This window comes from Flexivirga sp. G2 (assembly GCF_055397625.1).
Genome location: NZ_AP039675.1, coordinates 2,408,830 through 2,425,639, shown reverse-complemented (window position 1 = coordinate 2,425,639; position 16,810 = coordinate 2,408,830). Strand labels below are relative to the sequence as shown.

At 64.1% G+C, this 16,810-nt stretch carries 15 protein-coding genes; 8 read left to right on the top strand and 7 right to left on the bottom strand.

All coding sequences use genetic code 11. The features are described 5' to 3' along the window. The first annotated feature begins 54 nt into the window (after positions 1–54). Positions 55–4,872 (top strand): DEAD/DEAH box helicase, encoded by a 4,818-nt coding sequence (locus ACZ50J_RS11780; RefSeq protein ID WP_464297378.1) that lies wholly within the window; start codon positions 55–57, stop codon positions 4,870–4,872. Then, positions 4,869–5,723 (top strand): HNH endonuclease, encoded by an 855-nt coding sequence (locus ACZ50J_RS11775; protein ID WP_464297377.1) that lies wholly within the window; start codon positions 4,869–4,871, stop codon positions 5,721–5,723. The genes ACZ50J_RS11780 and ACZ50J_RS11775 overlap by 4 nt, the downstream gene beginning before the upstream one ends. Here the strand turns inward: ACZ50J_RS11775 and ACZ50J_RS11770 are convergent. Further along, positions 5,720–6,694, bottom strand: coding sequence for a hypothetical protein (locus ACZ50J_RS11770; protein WP_464297376.1), 975 nt, complete (start codon positions 6,692–6,694; stop codon positions 5,720–5,722). The genes ACZ50J_RS11775 and ACZ50J_RS11770 overlap by 4 nt on opposite strands. A gap of 114 nt (positions 6,695–6,808) precedes the next feature. Continuing rightward, entirely contained in the window at positions 6,809–7,297 is a 489-nt protein-coding gene (locus tag ACZ50J_RS11765; RefSeq protein WP_464297375.1) for a MucR family transcriptional regulator, read from the bottom strand. A 517-nt stretch (positions 7,298–7,814) separates the two neighbouring features. Here ACZ50J_RS11765 and ACZ50J_RS11760 point away from each other — a divergent pair. The 3 genes from ACZ50J_RS11760 to ACZ50J_RS11750 all read left to right on the top strand — a co-directional run bounded on the left by ACZ50J_RS11760 (position 7,815) and on the right by ACZ50J_RS11750 (position 9,814). Next, complete coding sequence (locus tag ACZ50J_RS11760) at positions 7,815–8,120, top strand: hypothetical protein (RefSeq protein WP_464297374.1); 306 nt, start codon at positions 7,815–7,817, stop codon at positions 8,118–8,120. A 427-nt stretch (positions 8,121–8,547) separates the two neighbouring features. Beyond that, the gene (locus ACZ50J_RS11755; protein ID WP_464297373.1) at positions 8,548–8,874 is read left to right on the top strand and encodes a histone-like nucleoid-structuring protein Lsr2; all 327 of its coding nucleotides are present in this window, start codon (positions 8,548–8,550) and stop codon (positions 8,872–8,874) included. Positions 8,875–9,304: 430 nt separating this feature from the next. Next, positions 9,305–9,814, top strand: coding sequence for a hypothetical protein (locus ACZ50J_RS11750; protein WP_464297372.1), 510 nt, complete (start codon positions 9,305–9,307; stop codon positions 9,812–9,814). A 324-nt stretch (positions 9,815–10,138) separates the two neighbouring features. Here ACZ50J_RS11750 and ACZ50J_RS11745 read toward each other — a convergent pair whose 3' ends face one another. The 3 genes from ACZ50J_RS11745 to ACZ50J_RS11735 all read right to left on the bottom strand — a co-directional run bounded on the left by ACZ50J_RS11745 (position 10,139) and on the right by ACZ50J_RS11735 (position 11,819). Next, a complete protein-coding gene (locus ACZ50J_RS11745; RefSeq protein ID WP_464297371.1) occupies positions 10,139–11,125 on the bottom strand; it encodes an ATP-dependent DNA ligase in 987 nt (328 codons plus the stop codon). A gap of 47 nt (positions 11,126–11,172) precedes the next feature. After that, the gene (locus ACZ50J_RS11740) at positions 11,173–11,394 is read right to left on the bottom strand and encodes a DUF2188 domain-containing protein (RefSeq protein ID WP_464297370.1); all 222 of its coding nucleotides are present in this window, start codon (positions 11,392–11,394) and stop codon (positions 11,173–11,175) included. 122 nt (positions 11,395–11,516) lie between these two features. After that, entirely contained in the window at positions 11,517–11,819 is a 303-nt protein-coding gene (locus tag ACZ50J_RS11735; RefSeq protein WP_464297369.1) for a hypothetical protein, read from the bottom strand. A gap of 109 nt (positions 11,820–11,928) precedes the next feature. On the opposite strand from ACZ50J_RS11735, the gene ACZ50J_RS11730 reads away from it, so the two are divergent. After that, entirely contained in the window at positions 11,929–12,648 is a 720-nt protein-coding gene (locus tag ACZ50J_RS11730; RefSeq protein ID WP_464297368.1) for an 8-oxoguanine DNA glycosylase OGG fold protein, read from the top strand. An 83-nt stretch (positions 12,649–12,731) separates the two neighbouring features. On the opposite strand, the gene ACZ50J_RS11725 is transcribed toward ACZ50J_RS11730, so the two are convergent. Beyond that, positions 12,732–13,379 (bottom strand): hypothetical protein, encoded by a 648-nt coding sequence (locus ACZ50J_RS11725; RefSeq protein WP_464297367.1) that lies wholly within the window; start codon positions 13,377–13,379, stop codon positions 12,732–12,734. A gap of 46 nt (positions 13,380–13,425) precedes the next feature. Between ACZ50J_RS11725 and ACZ50J_RS11720 the strand changes: the two genes are divergently transcribed. After that, positions 13,426–13,674, top strand: coding sequence for a cold shock domain-containing protein (locus ACZ50J_RS11720; RefSeq protein WP_464297366.1), 249 nt, complete (start codon positions 13,426–13,428; stop codon positions 13,672–13,674). A gap of 143 nt (positions 13,675–13,817) precedes the next feature. Here the strand turns inward: ACZ50J_RS11720 and ACZ50J_RS11715 are convergent, their stop codons facing one another. Then, on the bottom strand, positions 13,818–14,633 hold the full coding sequence (locus tag ACZ50J_RS11715) for a hypothetical protein (RefSeq protein ID WP_464297365.1): 816 nt from the start codon (positions 14,631–14,633) through the stop codon (positions 13,818–13,820). A gap of 184 nt (positions 14,634–14,817) precedes the next feature. Here ACZ50J_RS11715 and ACZ50J_RS11710 point away from each other — a divergent pair, with 184 nt between their 5' ends. Continuing rightward, positions 14,818–16,614 carry a hypothetical protein gene (locus ACZ50J_RS11710; protein ID WP_464297364.1) on the top strand — a complete coding sequence of 599 codons (1,797 nt, stop codon included), beginning with the start codon at positions 14,818–14,820 and terminating at the stop codon, positions 16,612–16,614. The last annotated feature ends 196 nt before the right edge of the window (positions 16,615–16,810 follow it).

Below are 16,810 nucleotides of genomic sequence, written 5' to 3'. Positions count from 1 at the left end.
CCGCGTTTGCCTATCCCGACACACAGCCCGATCGCCCTCAGGCAGGATGGGCCGGTGGCGACTGTGTATGACGTACTGGACAGACTCCATTCCGAGTCGAGCTCGGAGGCAGAGAAGGGGGCCAAGTTCGAACAGCTGATGGTCGCCTTCCTGCAAGCGGACCGGACATACGCCGACCAGTTCTCCGAGGTCTACCTGTGGCAGGACTGGTCGGGTCGGGCCGGCAAGCGCGACACCGGCATCGACATCGTGGCGGTCGACCGGCTAACGAATGAGAACGTGGCGATCCAGTGCAAGTTCTACGCCGAGGGTCACCATGTATCGAAGAAGGACATCGACACGTTCCTGTCGGCGTCCGGGACGAATGACTTCGCGCAGCGGATCATCGTGTCCACCGGTGCCGACTGGGGCCCGAACGCCGAGGCAACGCTGCAGAACCAGCAGATCCCCGTCCGCCGGATCGGCATGTCCGAGCTGGAGAACTCCTCGGTCGACTGGTCTCAGTTCACCTGGGACGCACCCCAGCTCGTCACGACCAGGGACAAGAAGTCCGTCCGCCCACACCAGCGCATCGCCATCGAGAAGGTCACCGCGGGCCTAGGCGAGTCCGACCGCGGCAAGCTGATCATGGCGTGCGGCACCGGTAAGACGTTCACCGCGCTGCGGCTGGCCGAGCAGAACGTCGGGGTCGGTGGAACCGTGCTGTTCCTCGTACCGTCGATCAGCCTCCTTTCCCAGACAGTGCGCGAGTGGGCCACCGAAGCCGAAGTCCCGTTGCGGATGGTTGCGGTGTGCTCGGACGCCAAGGCCACCAAGCGCTCCGTCGCGAACGAAGACATCTCCGCGGTCGATGTCGCGTTGCCGGCGACAACGAATCTGACGGTGCTGCAAGAACGTTGGGCCACGGCCGCCGCGGACACCAAGGCCATGACGGTTGTCTTCTCGACGTATCAGTCGATCGAAGTCGTGGCCAACGCCCAGAAGGCTGGTGGCTTCGCGCCGTTCGACCTGATCGTCTGCGACGAGGCGCACCGGACCACGGGTGTCACCCTGGCCGGCAATGACGAGTCGGCGTTCGTGGCGGTGCACGACAACGACTTCATCGCGGGTGCCAAGCGTCTCTACATGACGGCGACACCACGCATCTTCGGCGAGGAGTCCAAGAAGAAGGCCAGCGTCAAGGACGCTGTCATCGCATCCATGGACGACGAGAAGTATTTCGGTCTCGAGTTGCACCGGCTCGGGTTCGGCGAGGCGGTGGAGAAGCAGCTGCTGACCGACTACCGGGTACTGATCCTGACCGTCGACGAGAAGTACGTGTCCGGCAACTTCCAGAGCGAGCTGGCCGACGACGGTGAGATCCAGCTGTCGGACGCGGCGAAGATCATCGGCTGCTGGAACGGCCTGGCCAAGCACTTCGACGTGCTGCCGGGGGAGCCGCTGGCACCGATGCAGCGTGCGGTGGCGTTCGCGCCGAACATCGCAACCAGCAAGGCCATCTCGGCCGCGTTCCCGGCCATCGTTAAACGGCACGTGGATGCCGTCGACATCGGCAAGAGCAGCGAGAGCTCTGCCCGGTCGGATGATCTGCAGGTGCAGTGCGACCACGTCGACGGCACGTTCAACGCCCTCGAGCGCAACAGGCGTCTGGACTGGCTGAAGGCCGACGTGCCCGAAGGAACCTGCAGGGTGCTGACCAACGCGCGGTGCCTGTCCGAAGGCGTTGACGTTCCCGCCCTGGATGCCGTCATGTTCTTGACGCCACGCGGCAGTGAAGTGGATGTCGTGCAGTCGGTCGGGCGGGTGATGCGCCGGGCCGAGGGCAAGGAGTACGGGTACATCATCCTGCCGGTCGCCGTTCCGGCTGGATCGAGTCCCGATGCGGCGCTGGCGGACAACAAGCGGTACGCCGTGGTGTGGCAGGTGCTGAACGCGTTGCGGTCGCACGACGACCGGTTCGACGCGACCGTCAACAAGATCGACCTGAACAAGAAGAAGACCACCGCCCGCATCGGGTTCGGCGGCATCAACGGTGACGGCGAGCTGTCAACCGGGCCCGACTACGACCAGGGCGGGCTGGACCTGTCCTGGGGTGATGGCTGGCGGGACGCCATCTACGCCCGCATCGTCGACAAGGTCGGCAACCGCAAGTACTGGGCGTCGTGGGCCAGTGACGTCGCCGACATTGCCCAACAGATCACAACGCGCATTCAAGGCATCCTCGCTGACCAATCAGGAGAAGCCGCAACGGAATTCGAGAAATTCCTGGATGGGCTGCGGGGCAACCTCAACGAAAGCATCAGCGCTGCCGACGCAATCGAGATGCTCGCCCAGCACCTGATCACGCGGCCGATCTTCCAGGCGCTATTCGGCGACTACGACTTCACCACGTCCAACCCGGTCGCCCAGATCATGGAGGGCATGCTCGACGCACTCGACGAACACAACTTGGACACCGAAACGGCGTCGCTGACCCAGTTCTACGAGTCGGTCGCGCTGCGCCTGGACGACATCGACAACACCGCCGGCCGCCAGCGCATCCTGGTCGAGTTGTACGACAACTTCTTCGCCAAGGCGTTCAAGCGCCGGGTGGAGAAGAACGGCATCGTCTACACGCCCATCGAGATCGTCGACTTCATCCTGCGCTCGGCCGACGAGTTACTGCGGCAGCACTTCGGACAGGGCCTGACCGACGAAGGCGTGCACGTGCTCGACGGCTTCACCGGCACCGGCACGTTCATCGTCCGGCTGCTGCAACTCGGCCTCATCGAGCCCAAAGATCTGGTTCGCAAGTACCGCGAAGAAATCCACGCCAACGAGTTGCTGCTGTTGGCGTACTACATCGCCGCGGTCAACATCGAAAGCGCGTACCTGGATGCTCGTCGTGACGGCGGGCTGGAACGCCGGCCGAAGTACGAGCCGTTCCCGGGCCTGGTGCTCACCGACACATTCCAGTCCTACGAGCCGGGGGACCGGCTGGATGACTCTGTCTTCGTCGGCAACAACGACAGGCTGACGCGGCAGAAGCAGCAGGCCATGTGGGCGATCATCGGCAACCCGCCGTACTCCGTCGGCCAGGACAGTGCCAACGACAACAACGCCAACGACAGCTATCCCGGCCTGGATCAGTCGATCCGGGACAGCTACGCTGCCAAATCGACTGCTACAAACAAGAACTCGCTCTACGACTCATATGTCCGTGCGTTCCGGTGGGCGACTCTGCGGCTACAAGATCGGGGCGTGATCGCGTTCGTCACCAATGGTGGCTGGATTGACGCCAACACTGCTGACGGCATGCGCAAAGTACTTGCGGAGGAGTTCAGCGACGTCTACATCTACAACCTGCGCGGAAACCAACGCACAGCCGGCGAGCAGTCACGCCAAGAAGGTGGGAAGATCTTCGGGGGCGGCTCTCGCGCCACTGTTGCCATCACCATCCTCGTCCGCGACGCCGAGCACGTCGGACCAGCAAGGATCCATTACACCGATGTCGGCGACTACCTCACCCGGGAGGAGAAGCTCGCGCACGTGGCAAACGCAAAATCTGCCGTAGATCTCGACACCGCAGTGCTCATCACTCCCAACGAGGCTGGGGATTGGCTTAACCAACGTCGAGAGGACTTCGAGTCCTTCCTGCCGATCGCGGAACGTGGAAACGAACATGTCATATTCAGGTTGTTCTCCGGAGGTCTGAAGACTAACCGCGACCCGTGGTGCTATAACTTCTCAGTCGACGAGGTTGTCAAGAATATGAACAAACTCGTCACCACCTACGAGAACGACCGTGTTGCAGGCCGCTCGAGCAAGACCGCGATAGCGGACAGCGCAAAGATCAGCTGGAATCGCAGCCTCCTCGCGGATCTCGACCGAAAACATCCTCGTCACTTCAACAGGAAAGCGCTGCGGATCGCCGCCTACAGACCGTTCACTCGCGAGCACGTGTACTTCGACCGAGCGCTCAATGACATGGTCTACCGGCTCAACGAACTCTTCCCGACAGTCGGTCATCACAACGCAGGTTTTACACTTACCGGCCCCTCATCACACTTCAACTTCTGCCTAATCGCCACCGACGCGGTGCCAGACCTCCATTTCCTGGACACCGGCCAGTTCTTCGCCCGCTGGCGCTACGAGAAGGTCGAGCCCGACGATGGCACGCTGTCGTTCGACGCATCGTCGGACAATGATGAGATCATCGACGGCTACCGACGCATCGACAACATCACCGATGAATGCCACGCGAACTTCGTTGCCGCGTATGGTGATTCGATCACCAAGGATGACGTCTTCCATTACGTCTACGGGCTGCTGCACTCGCCCGACTACCGCTCGACGTATGCGGCGGATCTGAAGCGCACGCTGCCGCGGATACCCCTGGTGGTCGACGCCCAGCCGTACATCGCGGCGGGGGAGCAGTTGATGAAGTTGCACCTGGACTACGAGAGCGCTGAGCCATACCAGCTGGAAGGCATGCAGCCTGCAGACGCGCCCACAGGTGATGCCGCGTATGACTTCTATGTAGTGCGCAAGATAGCGTTCGCCAAGATCCGCGACCCGGAGACGAAGAAGCTCGTCGCCGATAAGAGGAGCATCGTCTACAACGACCACATCACCGTTGCGGGAATCCCCGAGGACGCCTATCGCTACATGCTCGGGTCCAGGTCCGCCATCGAGTGGATCATCGACCGCTACCAGGTCAAGACCGACAAGCCGTCCGGCATCGTGAACGACCCAAACGACTGGTCCCGCGAGGTCGGCGACCCGCGCTACATCCTCGACCTGCTCGCGCGGATCGTGACGGTGAGCCTGGAAACGATGAAGATCGTGGATGCGTTGCCACCGTTGGAGATTCGTGCTGAGGAGCAGACATGACCGCGTGGATGTTCGTAGCCGGCCCCGTCAAGCCGAACAATCACGTGCAAGGCGATCTTGAGTCCCTCGCCCGGCGAACGCGAGCTGCGACGTCCACCACGGTGAGCAGCAACTGGAGCGCCACTCCCCGTAACAAGTACGCGCGGGCGGACACCGTCTACCTGTGGTTGCGCATGCAACGCCTGCAAGGTCTCATCGGGCAAGGTCGCGTCATCGATCCGAACCCCGAACCTGGTGACCCCGGCCTACCGCTCGCACACAAGAGCATGTTCGACATCCAGTGGGATGCGGTTCTCACGGTGGATGAGCTGCTGCCGAGAGAAGACGTTGCCGACGTTGTTACCCACACCAAGATCCCACCAGGCGGGAGCGGCTTCGCCGTCGACCAGCAGGACGAGCAGGCTGTCGCCGCGCTCTGGTCAGCACACCTGGCGACGTTGGGCGTGCGCTTCTTACCCCGGCCCCTTCTGCAACCACGTGCGGAAGGCAGCGGCCGCCGGCCGCCCAGGCTCACCAAGGTCACGATCCCGAGCAACTTCCGAAAGATCGAGACGCAGGTCCGAACTTTTCAGGGTCGCTTCCGCCGCCTGCTGCTCAACGAATACCCGAACGAGTGCGCCTACTGCGGGCTGGCAGATGTACGCCTCTTGGATGCTGCGCACATCACAGCTGTCCGCGACGGCGGGGAAGCCACCGCTGAGAACGGTCGGTTGCTGTGCGCGAACCATCACCGAGCCTTCGACAGTGACCTATTGTTCTGGGACCCGCAGACATCGACGTTCCAGCTAACACCTGGAACGGGTCCGGTTCCTCCGGTCGGGAAGCAGCAATCGAGCCAGTCTGCCCTCTAGATCTGCGCTCCTGTCACCGTCGAGTCACCGGCGCTGACGTCGGCAGCTGATCGGCTGTGCCACAGCAAGTAGCCGCCGACGATCGTTGCTACGACTCCCACCAGGACGAACACCGTCCCTTCGGTCCGGACACTGACATATCCGTCATCGGTGACCAGCAACAGCCAGTCGAAGACCAAGTGCGACAGTACGAGCGGCCAGACTCTGCGAAAGACGAGGTAGAGCACCGCTGTGCCCGCCGCCCAGAACAGGTGTTGCGCCGCCGCTTGCCCCTGGTAGAGGTGATAAACCATGCGCATCGCGGTGAGGACGGATACCACGGCGATCCAGCCTGCCGGCGACCGCAGGACTTTTGGTGCCCACCACATCAACATCGCCACGGGAAATGCCACCACGAGTAGTTCTTCGCCTAGCGCCGCATAGAACAGATCCCAGATAAGCCGTGACCACAACGGCAGAGCTTCCGAGACATCGCCGGTGTCCGTGCTCCCACCACCGCACGCGGTGAAGAACCACGAAGTGCAAGCAAGACCGAGCATGCTCAGGAGGAACGGTGCGCCGAACAGCAGCCATCCGGTGCCACGGCGTGACCCCTTACGTCCCACGAGCCATGACCGACCGAACGTCAGCTTCTCAACGACGGTACCCAGGTCGCAGAGCTTGTTTCGCGACGGCATGAGGCCCACCGCGATCACTGCGAAGAGCATGCCTGCCATCGGCATGGCAATGCCTGACGCTGCGTACTCGGTAGCCGTTATCGACCTCGTGGTCGTGTCGCCCGCGGTGCCACCGGTGCCGGAACCACCGGATGGACCCGTCAGCCAGTCATACACCGTGGGCCAGAGGTACGGCACCGCATAGGCGTTGACCGCAAAGAACGCCGTCAGGGCTCCGAGAACGCCAACGACCCGGCGTTGAATGGGGCTACGCGTCCGAAGATCTGGCTCGACGGACTGGTCGAGGTCGCTCATGCGCTCCACCCCTGACGTCGGCTACGGATTGCACGTCAACGTAACCGCAGCCGCCGACAACCAGCACGACCCGCACAGGAGACGTCCGAACCTGCTGGTGAAGCCACGAGGGGCTCACAGCGCCACGCGAATAGCCCGACTCGCCTTGCTGGCGCACGACTTCGAGCAGAACCGTCGCCGTGTTGCGCCGGTCAGAGGGCAGAACCGCGACCCGCACCATCCGCAGGTGACGACGGTGCCGAGCCTGCGTTGGCCTCGGCGAGTACGACTTGCCGCCAACCCGGCCGGGGACATGCCTGCTCCGTTGCTGAGCCTGACCGCGGTGGCGGCCGCGGGATCCCGCGCCTCGATGAACTTCGTCTTGGCAGCGAACCCGCGTCGTGCATTGTCGGTGATCGCCTCGCGCGTGCCAGTGGCTACCAGACCGCGGCTGCGGGCAAGCCCATGAGCCTGGCGGTACTGCGCGGCAGTGAGCTCGTGACCCCGGAACGCATGCAGGCCCAGGTGCGCGAAACGCTTCCCGCACTCATGACAGAGCAAGCCATCGGCGTCCTCGTCGAGCACGCCATACACGCCATGTCCGTCCGGGTCGCCGATCTGCATGGGTTCATGGTCTCAAGCCCGCCGGTCCTGCGGCGTACAGGAGCACGTGTGAAGACCTCTCGATCAAACGTTCGAAGAACGTGTCATCATGGTCCCATGGGCACGCGCCGGACACCGGAAGACCGCGCCGCACGCGCGGCCCGCGACCGGCAGTTCCTCGAGCGTGGCCGTGTGCCGAGTTCCACACCGAGAACACCAGCTTCGGACGACTCTGCCACCGAACTGGTCCCACCTCGACAGCGTCACTGTTGGGTTCGGCCGGGACACAGCGGAGCAGCGGGCGCTGTAGCAGTCGAAGGATTCGTGCTGGGCTGGCGTCGTCTGCACGACCAGCATGGCCAGGAACGATGGTTCGCCCGGGTGGTCATCGCGGGAGAGGGCGATCGGCCGCAAGTGCTCGAGCTGCCCTCATCGGCGGTTCGGGCGGCGGTGCGCTGAGGTGCCCGTGGGATGTCTTCCTCTGGCTAGGGGTGTCATCGGCAACCATGACCACATCCGACACACGAACGAGGACCGAGTGACCACGGACATTCCCGGTATTCAGGAGAACGTCCATTGGTGCCTGACCCACCTGGCCGGGCCGGGTGGCGAGAAACTCAGCTACCCGGGGTTCGCGCAGTACGCCGCCGAGCACGAGTTGCCCGGCAGCGAAGGTTCGCTCCGACAGTTGGACACCGGATGGCGGAGATCGCCCGGTGCTGCGTTGCTGGCTTCGATCTCGAGCTATTTCGCCATACCGCTCGATTTCTGTACCAACGAGCAAGTCCGTGAGGCTGTCAAGCGGTTGGACGTTGAGGGTCAGCCGGCCGGACACTCGACCTGATCCAACAAATGCTGGAACTCGCGCCAGTTCGCCAAGCTCAGCTGGAGTGCTGAGGCAGTCACGGTAGTCATACCGTGCACCGCTGTCGGCTCGATGTTCGCTGCCGCAGCTCGGCGCTGGATGCACTAGGTCAGATGCCTTTGACCGAAACAAGGTCTTGGACATGTCCAGCAAGCCTGAATAGTCCTTAGTGCGCCTGGCGCTACGCCGGGGGAGCCACGCGACGAAATCATTGGTTCGATCATCGCTTTGTTGATGAATTCGGATGCCGGGCCATCATGGGCATTGACGATGCGGTGGCACCAGTGTCCCGTGAGCGTCGCCACATTCTCGGCACCACGCGTGTTCCCCGCAGTGAAGGTCGGATCTACAACTTCCTGTTAGCGTCTGTTCTCGGAAGGCACCAACACCCTGGGAGATATCTGCAATGGCTCAACGTGTTCAAATTCTGCTGGAAGACGACGTCGATGGTTCCGAGGCGAGCGAGACGATAGCTTTCGCGCTGGACGGCAAGACCTACGAGATCGATCTGTCAGCCGAAAACTCCGCCCATTTGCGAGATGACATCGGCGCGTGGACCAAGCACGCACGTCCGGTCCGTGGGCGAGCAGGGGCCGCGACACGCCGCGCATCCCACGCAACCGGCGACCTCGGCCGAATCCGTGAGTGGGGCCGCAAGAACGGCTTCAAGGTCAGCGACCGCGGCCGGGTCTCCGCTGAGATTCAAGAGGCATATGCTCGCGCCCAGCGCTGACGCCGGCGGCTTCGCAGCCCGATGAGTAGGTCGGTCACATCGCGGGAGTGGCGTGGCTATCGAGAGTTCGGACCACCTCGCGGATCGCAGTAGTTGGACCAAGAAACGGCTTCACCCGACAAGCCAGCTTCAGGTCGACAGGTCCAGATCCGCGGCACATCGCCGAGACCGACATCGTCGCGCAGCCGCAGGAAGCGCAGCTTGAGCCGCCACGGGCGGGATCCGTCGTCGCTGTGGCCCGTGGCAACGTCGATCTGTCGGGAGGTTGCCGAGGAACGCGGCGGGGGCAGGCTTATTCGTTGCGGTTTCAACGGTCGCCAGGAACCCTGGCTGCTGCCATGCTCGTGGCACGGTCGGCCGCGTTCGGCGGCACGGGCCGGGTACGCGGTTCGTCGAGGGGGCGAGCTGCTTTGCGAACAAGGGGATAGCAATGACGAAAACTCATATTGGCCGGGTCCTGGTGGCGGCGGCCGTCGCGACGTCGGGACTGGTCGCTGTGCAGGGCGTGACGTCGAAGGCCGAGGCCCGCTGCGTCGGAGTCGGCAAGCCGACCGTCAGCCGGCTGGTGGTCGGCGGCGTGACCTGGGCCTGGGACACACCCGTGGCGGGCACCTGTAACAACAACGGTGCCTACTCGACGACGGTGAGGGTGAAACCGAACTTTGCCGGAGTGGTGATGAAGGAGAACGGCGGTGTGTGGACCTTCGCAGGATCGGGAAAGCAGGGAGCGCAGTTCCCCGTGTCGTGGTCGGCCGCGTCCCACAAGTCCAACATGTCACTGTGCGTCATCGGCGCGCTGAGCAACAGCATTGGAACAGTCACCTGCGGGTGGGGCACGCATTACTCGAGTCGCAGCTTCCGCGACGGGCAGGACCTGACCTCCGTGCTCAAGTCACTCGCGGCAGGTGCGAACAACCACGGGTTGAACTTTGGGTTCTGAGCAGGGTGCCTGCTGACCCGCGGGCTGCAACCGAACACGACAGGGGCGAGGCGGCCGCAGAATCACCTACGACCGCCTCGCCCCTGTCGGTCATCATCACGTCCATGGTTCGACCCACTGCCGCCAGCTTGTCGGTGCCGCTGTCCCGAGCCAAGGACTGACGCCCCGGGCCTCGGCCCTCACGTGCTGGGTACGCGCGCCCGGGTACGCCGTCGGCTTTTGCGGGGATTGTGCCAAAGCAGGCGTACCCGAGGACGCCATCATTGCTCGCCCCTGCTTGACCGTCGCTGACGTCTGCCGCGAGCCGCAAGGGGATGAACAGCGTCATTCTTGCGCCGAAAGGTCGAGGTCTTGCGGTACGTCGGAAACCGACAGGTCATCACGCAGCCGCAGGAAGCGCAGTTTGTGCCGCCACCGGCCGGGCCCGTCGTCACTATGACCGGTGGCCACATCGACCCGGATCTCGACGATGACGTCGGGGACCACCCGGCCATAGTCGCGCGGCGCGGTCTCGTGCCAGGACGGCGGCAGCTGTGCCGGCCATGGGTGCTCTTCGCCGGCCGGCCGAATGCGCTCGGCGATGCGGTCGGCTGCGTCGGGGGACAGGTCGGTGGTGCGCCCGGCGACGTGCAGCTGGCCATCGCTGCGGTGAATCCGTCCGAGCACCAAGCTTTCCGGCCTGTCGAGCGTCCCGGTGACGCCGCCGACGATCGCCTCGGTGCTCTCGTGCCGCTTGATTTTCTGCCAGCCGCGCACGCCCGGCCGGTACGTCTGGGACGCTCGCTTTGCCACGACGCCTTCGACGCCGAGCGGGGCCATCGACTCCGACCACAGGCGCGCGGTGTCCACATCGTCGGTCTGCATGCCCAGCATCACGGTGTGCGGCCCGCGAACTTCCATGCGGTCCAGCAACTCCTCCAGCGCGGCGCGCCGCTGTGACAAAGGCTTGGTGGCCAGGTCCTGGCCGGCGCGCCGCAACAGGTCGAACACGATCACGTGACACGGCTCCGTCTGTGCCAGACGTGCTGCCCCCGCTGCGTTGGTGCGGTTGCGGCGTTGCAGCGCCTCGAAGTTCAGGTGCGCGCCGTCCCAGCGGACGATCTCGCCGTCCACGACCGTGTCCGCCGGCAACGCCCGGGCCAGCGCTGTCGCGACCTCAGGAAATGCGACCGTGAGGTCTGTTCCGCGGCGGGACCACAGGGTCGCCTTGCCGCGGCTGTTCACACCGGCCAGGCAGCGGAAGCCGTCCCACTTGGGCTCATAGACATACCCCGGCTCGGTCGGCAGGTCATGAGAACTCGCGGCCAGCATGGGACGCAGCTGGCCTAGCTGCTGGCCCGCCGGAGACGTTGCCACATTCAGCCGCGCGGCGGGAACGGGTCGTCCTGGTACGTCGACTCGTCCTCGATGCGGCCATCACGGCCATGCACCAGCAGCTGCGACGGCTGGTTGCTCTTCGCGGCAGAGCGGGCGGTGTTGAGGGCCTCTTCCTGGGTGTCGTGGGTGCTCACCGCGCGCCCGTCGCGCTCGACCTTCCACTGATCACCGTCAGGAACGACGTGGAATTGGCTGCGCTCCATGAGTTGTGTTCCTCCAAACGATCGGGTCCCCGCCTTCTACCCGGCAGTGTGCCTCTGAACCGGCGCGGGACCGGCGTTGCGAGGACAAGCACAGCGGGACGCGGTGCGGCACTGACCTCGAGTCATCGCGCGAGCTCGGGTGTGGTCACCGGCGTCAGCCGGACGGTGCCATCGCTGTTACGCAGTACCCGAGCATCGAACGTCAGCATCACCTCGGGCGTGAGTGTGCCAGCTGGAATGGCCGCGAACGCACGCGCGAACACCAGCACCGTCACGAGGGTCTCATCCTGCGTCAATCGCATCGTGGCCCACAGTTCTCCCAGCTTGTTCCGTTTGAGCTGCAGTCCTGCCAGGGTCGCCCGAATCGTCACGGCGGCGTCGGTCGGTTGCTCCTCCAGCGATTCCAGCGGTGTCAGCTGCGGCATGGCGCGAACGCTAATCGCGACCACTGACCACCTGCCCGGGCCCACCATGGATACGCTGCGGCATGAGCACATCGAGCGCACCCACGTCCCTCCGCGAAGCGATCTGCGTATGACCACGCCGCCGGCGCAGCTCGCGGCGATGATGCGTCACGACTTGCCGCCGCAGCAGGCGTTCAATTACCGCCGGGAGGCCTGGTTGCGGTGGCTCGGCGAGCTACCGGGTGTCACCGAGACCCTCGAGGGTCTGCCGGATGCCGTCGACCGGGCGATGGTCGCGGCCACCGTGGAGCAGCTGATCGAACGCGAGCAGGTGGTTCCGGCGTTCGTCACGGCGATGCTCTGGGGTCATGGCCGTTCCAATTACGGGCCCTCGCGCACGGCCCGAGTGCTCGCGCATGCCAGCGAGGCGAAGGCTCACTCTGGAGCCGAAATTGCCTCCGACAAGCTCGCCGAGTCCGTGCGACGCGCACGCCGCGACGGGGCCGTGGAGGGGTATCGATACCTGAACAACGAGGGCCACATCCACGGCCTGGGCCCCGCGTTCTTCACCAAGTGGCTCTACTTCGTCACCGCTCGCGGGCAAGCACGCGCCGCGCGGGCAGCACCGGTCTTGGACGCTCTGGTCATCACGTGGCTGCACACGGACGCCGACGTCCGTCTACGTGCCGGGAAGACGCCGGACTACCAGCGCTACGTCGACGTCTTGCAGGCATGGGGCGAGCCGCACCGGCTCAACCCCGTCGAGGTCGAGGAGCGGATCTTCCGCCTCATCCGCGGCGATGGGGCTGCCCCAGATAAACAAATGCCCAAGCGTCCGCAGTCCGAGTAGACGCCGACGCCAACAACCCACACATGATCGACGCGGTGACAGCTACCAGCGCGTCGTGGTTTCTGTTGGTTGGCTGAACGCCATCAGTCCGGCATGGCTGTGACCGGGTGGACCTCGTGCACGATCAGTGACAGGTCACCGACCGGATAAGACTGGACGCATCGAGCCACGATTGACTCTTCAGTAGCCAGCCACCGGGCGAGGGGACGCGTCGCGGTCGCGGGAAGGGCGCGGACGGCGGGCATCGGCAGCATGCTGGTCTCACCGGGTGTGGTCGCCAGCCGAACGCTACTGCGGTCGGCGACACCGGTCAGGTACTGCTGCATCCGGACCGACAGCAGTTGGACACACCATCGGTCACCGAAGTCCGCGGGCATGTACGCGAGCCGGAAGAAGTCGCGCAGCATTCCGCCCAGGTGTTGAGTCCAGGGAGCGTTGGTCGCGCGCGGTTCGCGAGGATACTTGAACTCCACCGCGACCCGTGGCGTCGTATTCACGACCAGATCGACGGCATCAGGCACCCCGGGCCGTCGCCATTCGGTCTCCAGAAGGGCCACGGGTACGCCGTGTGCCGCCAGTGCTTTCACCACGGCAAAGCGCAGCACGTCCTCGGTAAGCAGCCCGCCCAGGCCCGCGGTCCACGAGGTGCTCAGATCGGCTGCTGCCGCGGACCAGATGGTCGGTGGCCATCGCGGTGCGCGGACCGACGATGACGGCGGTTGAGATGTCACCGCGTCATTCTGTCGTGCGACGACATCACCGGCCTAGGATCAACACATGGCTGCGGACCGCGCGGGGGAGTGGCTCGCTGGAACTGTCGAGTGGTTCAGTGCCGAAGAGGGCTGGGGCGCACTGCGCGCACCGCAGACGCCGGGCGGATGCTTCGTACATTTCTCCGCGATCGAGGGCGACGGCTATAGGGCATTGGCAGCTGGCCAGCATGTCCGCTTCACCATCGAGCACCTAACGGACTTCGAGCAGGACGGTTATTCCTACCGCGCGCTCCGAGTCGTCGGCCTGGACTAGGAGTCGAGCGGTTGAGTACGTCACATCAGTTGAAATCCGTGAGAGCCATCGTCCTGGTTCGCTCGGGTGTCTTGCTGCGCATGACTTCGGCCAGAACCGGCGTCCGCGTGCAGTGCTGAGCAGGCGGAAACCGGGCCCTGCGCTCACACCTTGGCGATGGCCGGCACCGGGTCCCCGGCGTTGTACCGCAGCCGGCTGACGGACTCGCCCGCGGCCCAGGCGTTGAAGGCGCTCAGGTAAAGCACGACCTGTTCGCGGGTGTCGTGCCGGCGGCGTGCTTCGCCGGCTTGCCGGCGGGCCATGTTGAGCATCAGGTTGCGCAGCTTGAGCCGGGCGTCGGTCTTGGTCAGGCCGGCTCCTTCGATGAGGCCTTCCAGCCAGGGCTCGATCTTGGCGGCACTGTTGGCGCGGGCGACCAGGTAGCTGGCCGCGCCGGCGGCGGACTTGATCATGCCGGTCTCGTTGGCCAGCTGCTCACCGACGGTGGTGTAGTCGCGGATCTTCGGGTTCGCCTCGAGCACTTCCAGGATCTGGTGGTTGGTGACCCGGGCGTTGCCGCCGGACCATGACAGGTCGCGCCGGTTGTCGTACAGCCACACGGTGCGCAGCATGCTGGCCAGCTGCAGCGTGTACTTCTCGCCCTCGATGGCCAGCACGTCGGCCGCGTTGCGTTTCTTGCCGGTGTCGAGCACGTCGAACGAGTCAGGCGAAACCTCAGTGAACACAGTCAGTTTCACCGGCATGTCGGCCTCGACGATCGCGGCGAGACGGTGCTGGCCGTCGACGAGCACCCCGTTGGTGTCGATCGCGATTCCCTGGTGCGTCGTCTTCCACTCACCGCGCGCCATGGCCTCGGCGAACGAGCGCACGATGGAACGGGACAGCGGCCTGTTCGACGTGTTGGCCTCCAGCAGTTGCGCTGCCTTGGCAGGAGTGATCGTCTGGGTCTTGGTACGCATGGGAATCAAAGACTTTCGCGAGAAGGCGGAACGGGTGCGAGCCTAGCGAACAACGTGGGGCGCACGCATGAAATGGAATGGCAGTGCACGTCCAGCGACTGCGCGAACACCGGCCGCTCAGGCCGAGTCCCGGCATCAGTTAGTAATGACGACGTCGGGTAGCGGCGCTGGATAGCCTTTATCCATGGTGAATCCGCTGCACAAGGACCACGGCCCGCTCGTGGACTGGAGGACGATCGAACAGCGTGAATTCGACCGGCTGATCGAGGCGCTCATTCCGCTGCAGCACCAGGGTGACAACGTGCAGATCGTGGATGGCCGTGGGGGCGACGGCGGGCGGGACGCGGTCGTGCTCAGGGTCGATGATCGAACAGTCATCTACCAGTTGAAGTGCTTCCCCGAGGGTTTCGACGGCAAGCACAAGGGTCGACGCAAGCAGATAACCAATCCCACGAAGAACCGGATCGACTGGGGGTCCCTGGAACACGCGCTGGAGCACGCTCCGGACGAGTGGGTCCTGGTGGCTCCGTGTAATCCATCCATCAGTGGGTGGGCCTGGATCGAGCAACTGAAGAAGACCTATGCCGATCGGGTGAAGATCACCTTTATCGGACGTGCGCAGCTCGATGGCCCCAACTGGTGCGGAGGCCATCAGGACGTGGTGCGCGCCCTGTTCACCCGTGACGAGACGTTGGTCAAGATGCAGATAGCCAACCGGGAACGCGATGTCCTCGCACGACCTGGTGACCTCAGTGAACGGCTGCGTGCTCTGGGTGGCGTCGTCGACGATATCGACCCGGCATGGACTCTGGACTTCGCACGGGTTGGCGACGTGACAGTGCAGACGTTGCGAGCCAAGCATCCGCTCGCCGCGAAGACCAACCCGATTACGTTCAACTTCACGGTGCACGGCCCCGCCACCGACCCGCGCATCACGGAATTCAGGACGGCCATCGATTACGGGTCGTTCACGCCCGCGGTGCTGCCTGGGGAGTTCATTGCTGGTTTCAGCGCGGCCGGGTCACCACTGGTCGAAAGCGACGAGCTTGAAGGCGTGATCAGGGCCATCGAACTACACCCTGACATTCAAGCTCCGCAGAACCAGCGTGTGTCTCTCGTGCTGCGGGACAGCGACGAGACGATGATCTCCAGCGACACCGGCGCGATAGGTCGAGTCGCACGGGGAAGCAAGGGAGTCACCCTAGAACAGGTCCTGCACAGTGCGTTGGTGCTGACGTGGCGACTACCCACGGATCTGGCAGAACCCGGCAACATCGGTGTTGCATTTGACTCGAGCTTGGCAATGGACGCCGGGGAGTTACTCAAGGCGATGCGCTTGGCGCAGAGTTTTTCGCGAGCGGCGACGCTGGAGCTGCAGGTAGGCAGCAAAGTCGTGATGCGAGGGGAGTTGGCCGACACGTCCAATGAACGAATCGCCCGTCAAGTCGACGGGGACCGGGCGCTGTTGGAGACGGTGGAAGATCTCGCGTACATACAACAGGAGACGAACTCCTACTTCCCAGTGCCGGAGACGATCGAGCCGTTGGACCGGATCTGGCTTCGAGTCTTCCGCGTCGTGCTTCAGGGCGGGATGTGTTTTGAACCGCAGCGGCGCGCGCGGTTCAACATGACGTTCAAACCCGAAGCCGCACAGGACGAGGCCCTGAAACCCTTCCTGGTCGGGCGTTCCTTGATGTTCTTGGTCGCAAATCAAAATCCGACTCTGGAGTTCGGAGATCACACGATGACCTTGCCCGGTGAACTCGCTTTCGTGATGAGGTCGGGCTCCCTTCAAGACTCTGACTCCGTACGCGCAGGCCTCGAGCGCGGGCAGGAGACGCCGGTTGTGGTCAGTGCGGACACTGACGAGCACCTGGTGGTCTACATGCCCGCCCGGGTCCCGAAAAACAGCAAAGTCGAGCCCGGACCCTGGGGTCTGACGGGGATCAACGAGGTCGCCGAACTAACCCAGCAACCCTGAAATCACATACAGCGATGATAGTCGGCGTCAAAGAAGACCGACCCGGGTCCCAAACGACGCGCCAAGCTGATCATGCGCTCAGCAGGTGGGCCTGGCGAGAGCCTTGAGGCTGCTGCACCTTAGACCCGTTGCGGCGGTACCCCTTCGCATACTGACTGAAGTTCGCGAGCGGCGTCGGTGCTTCCAGGCAGACTGG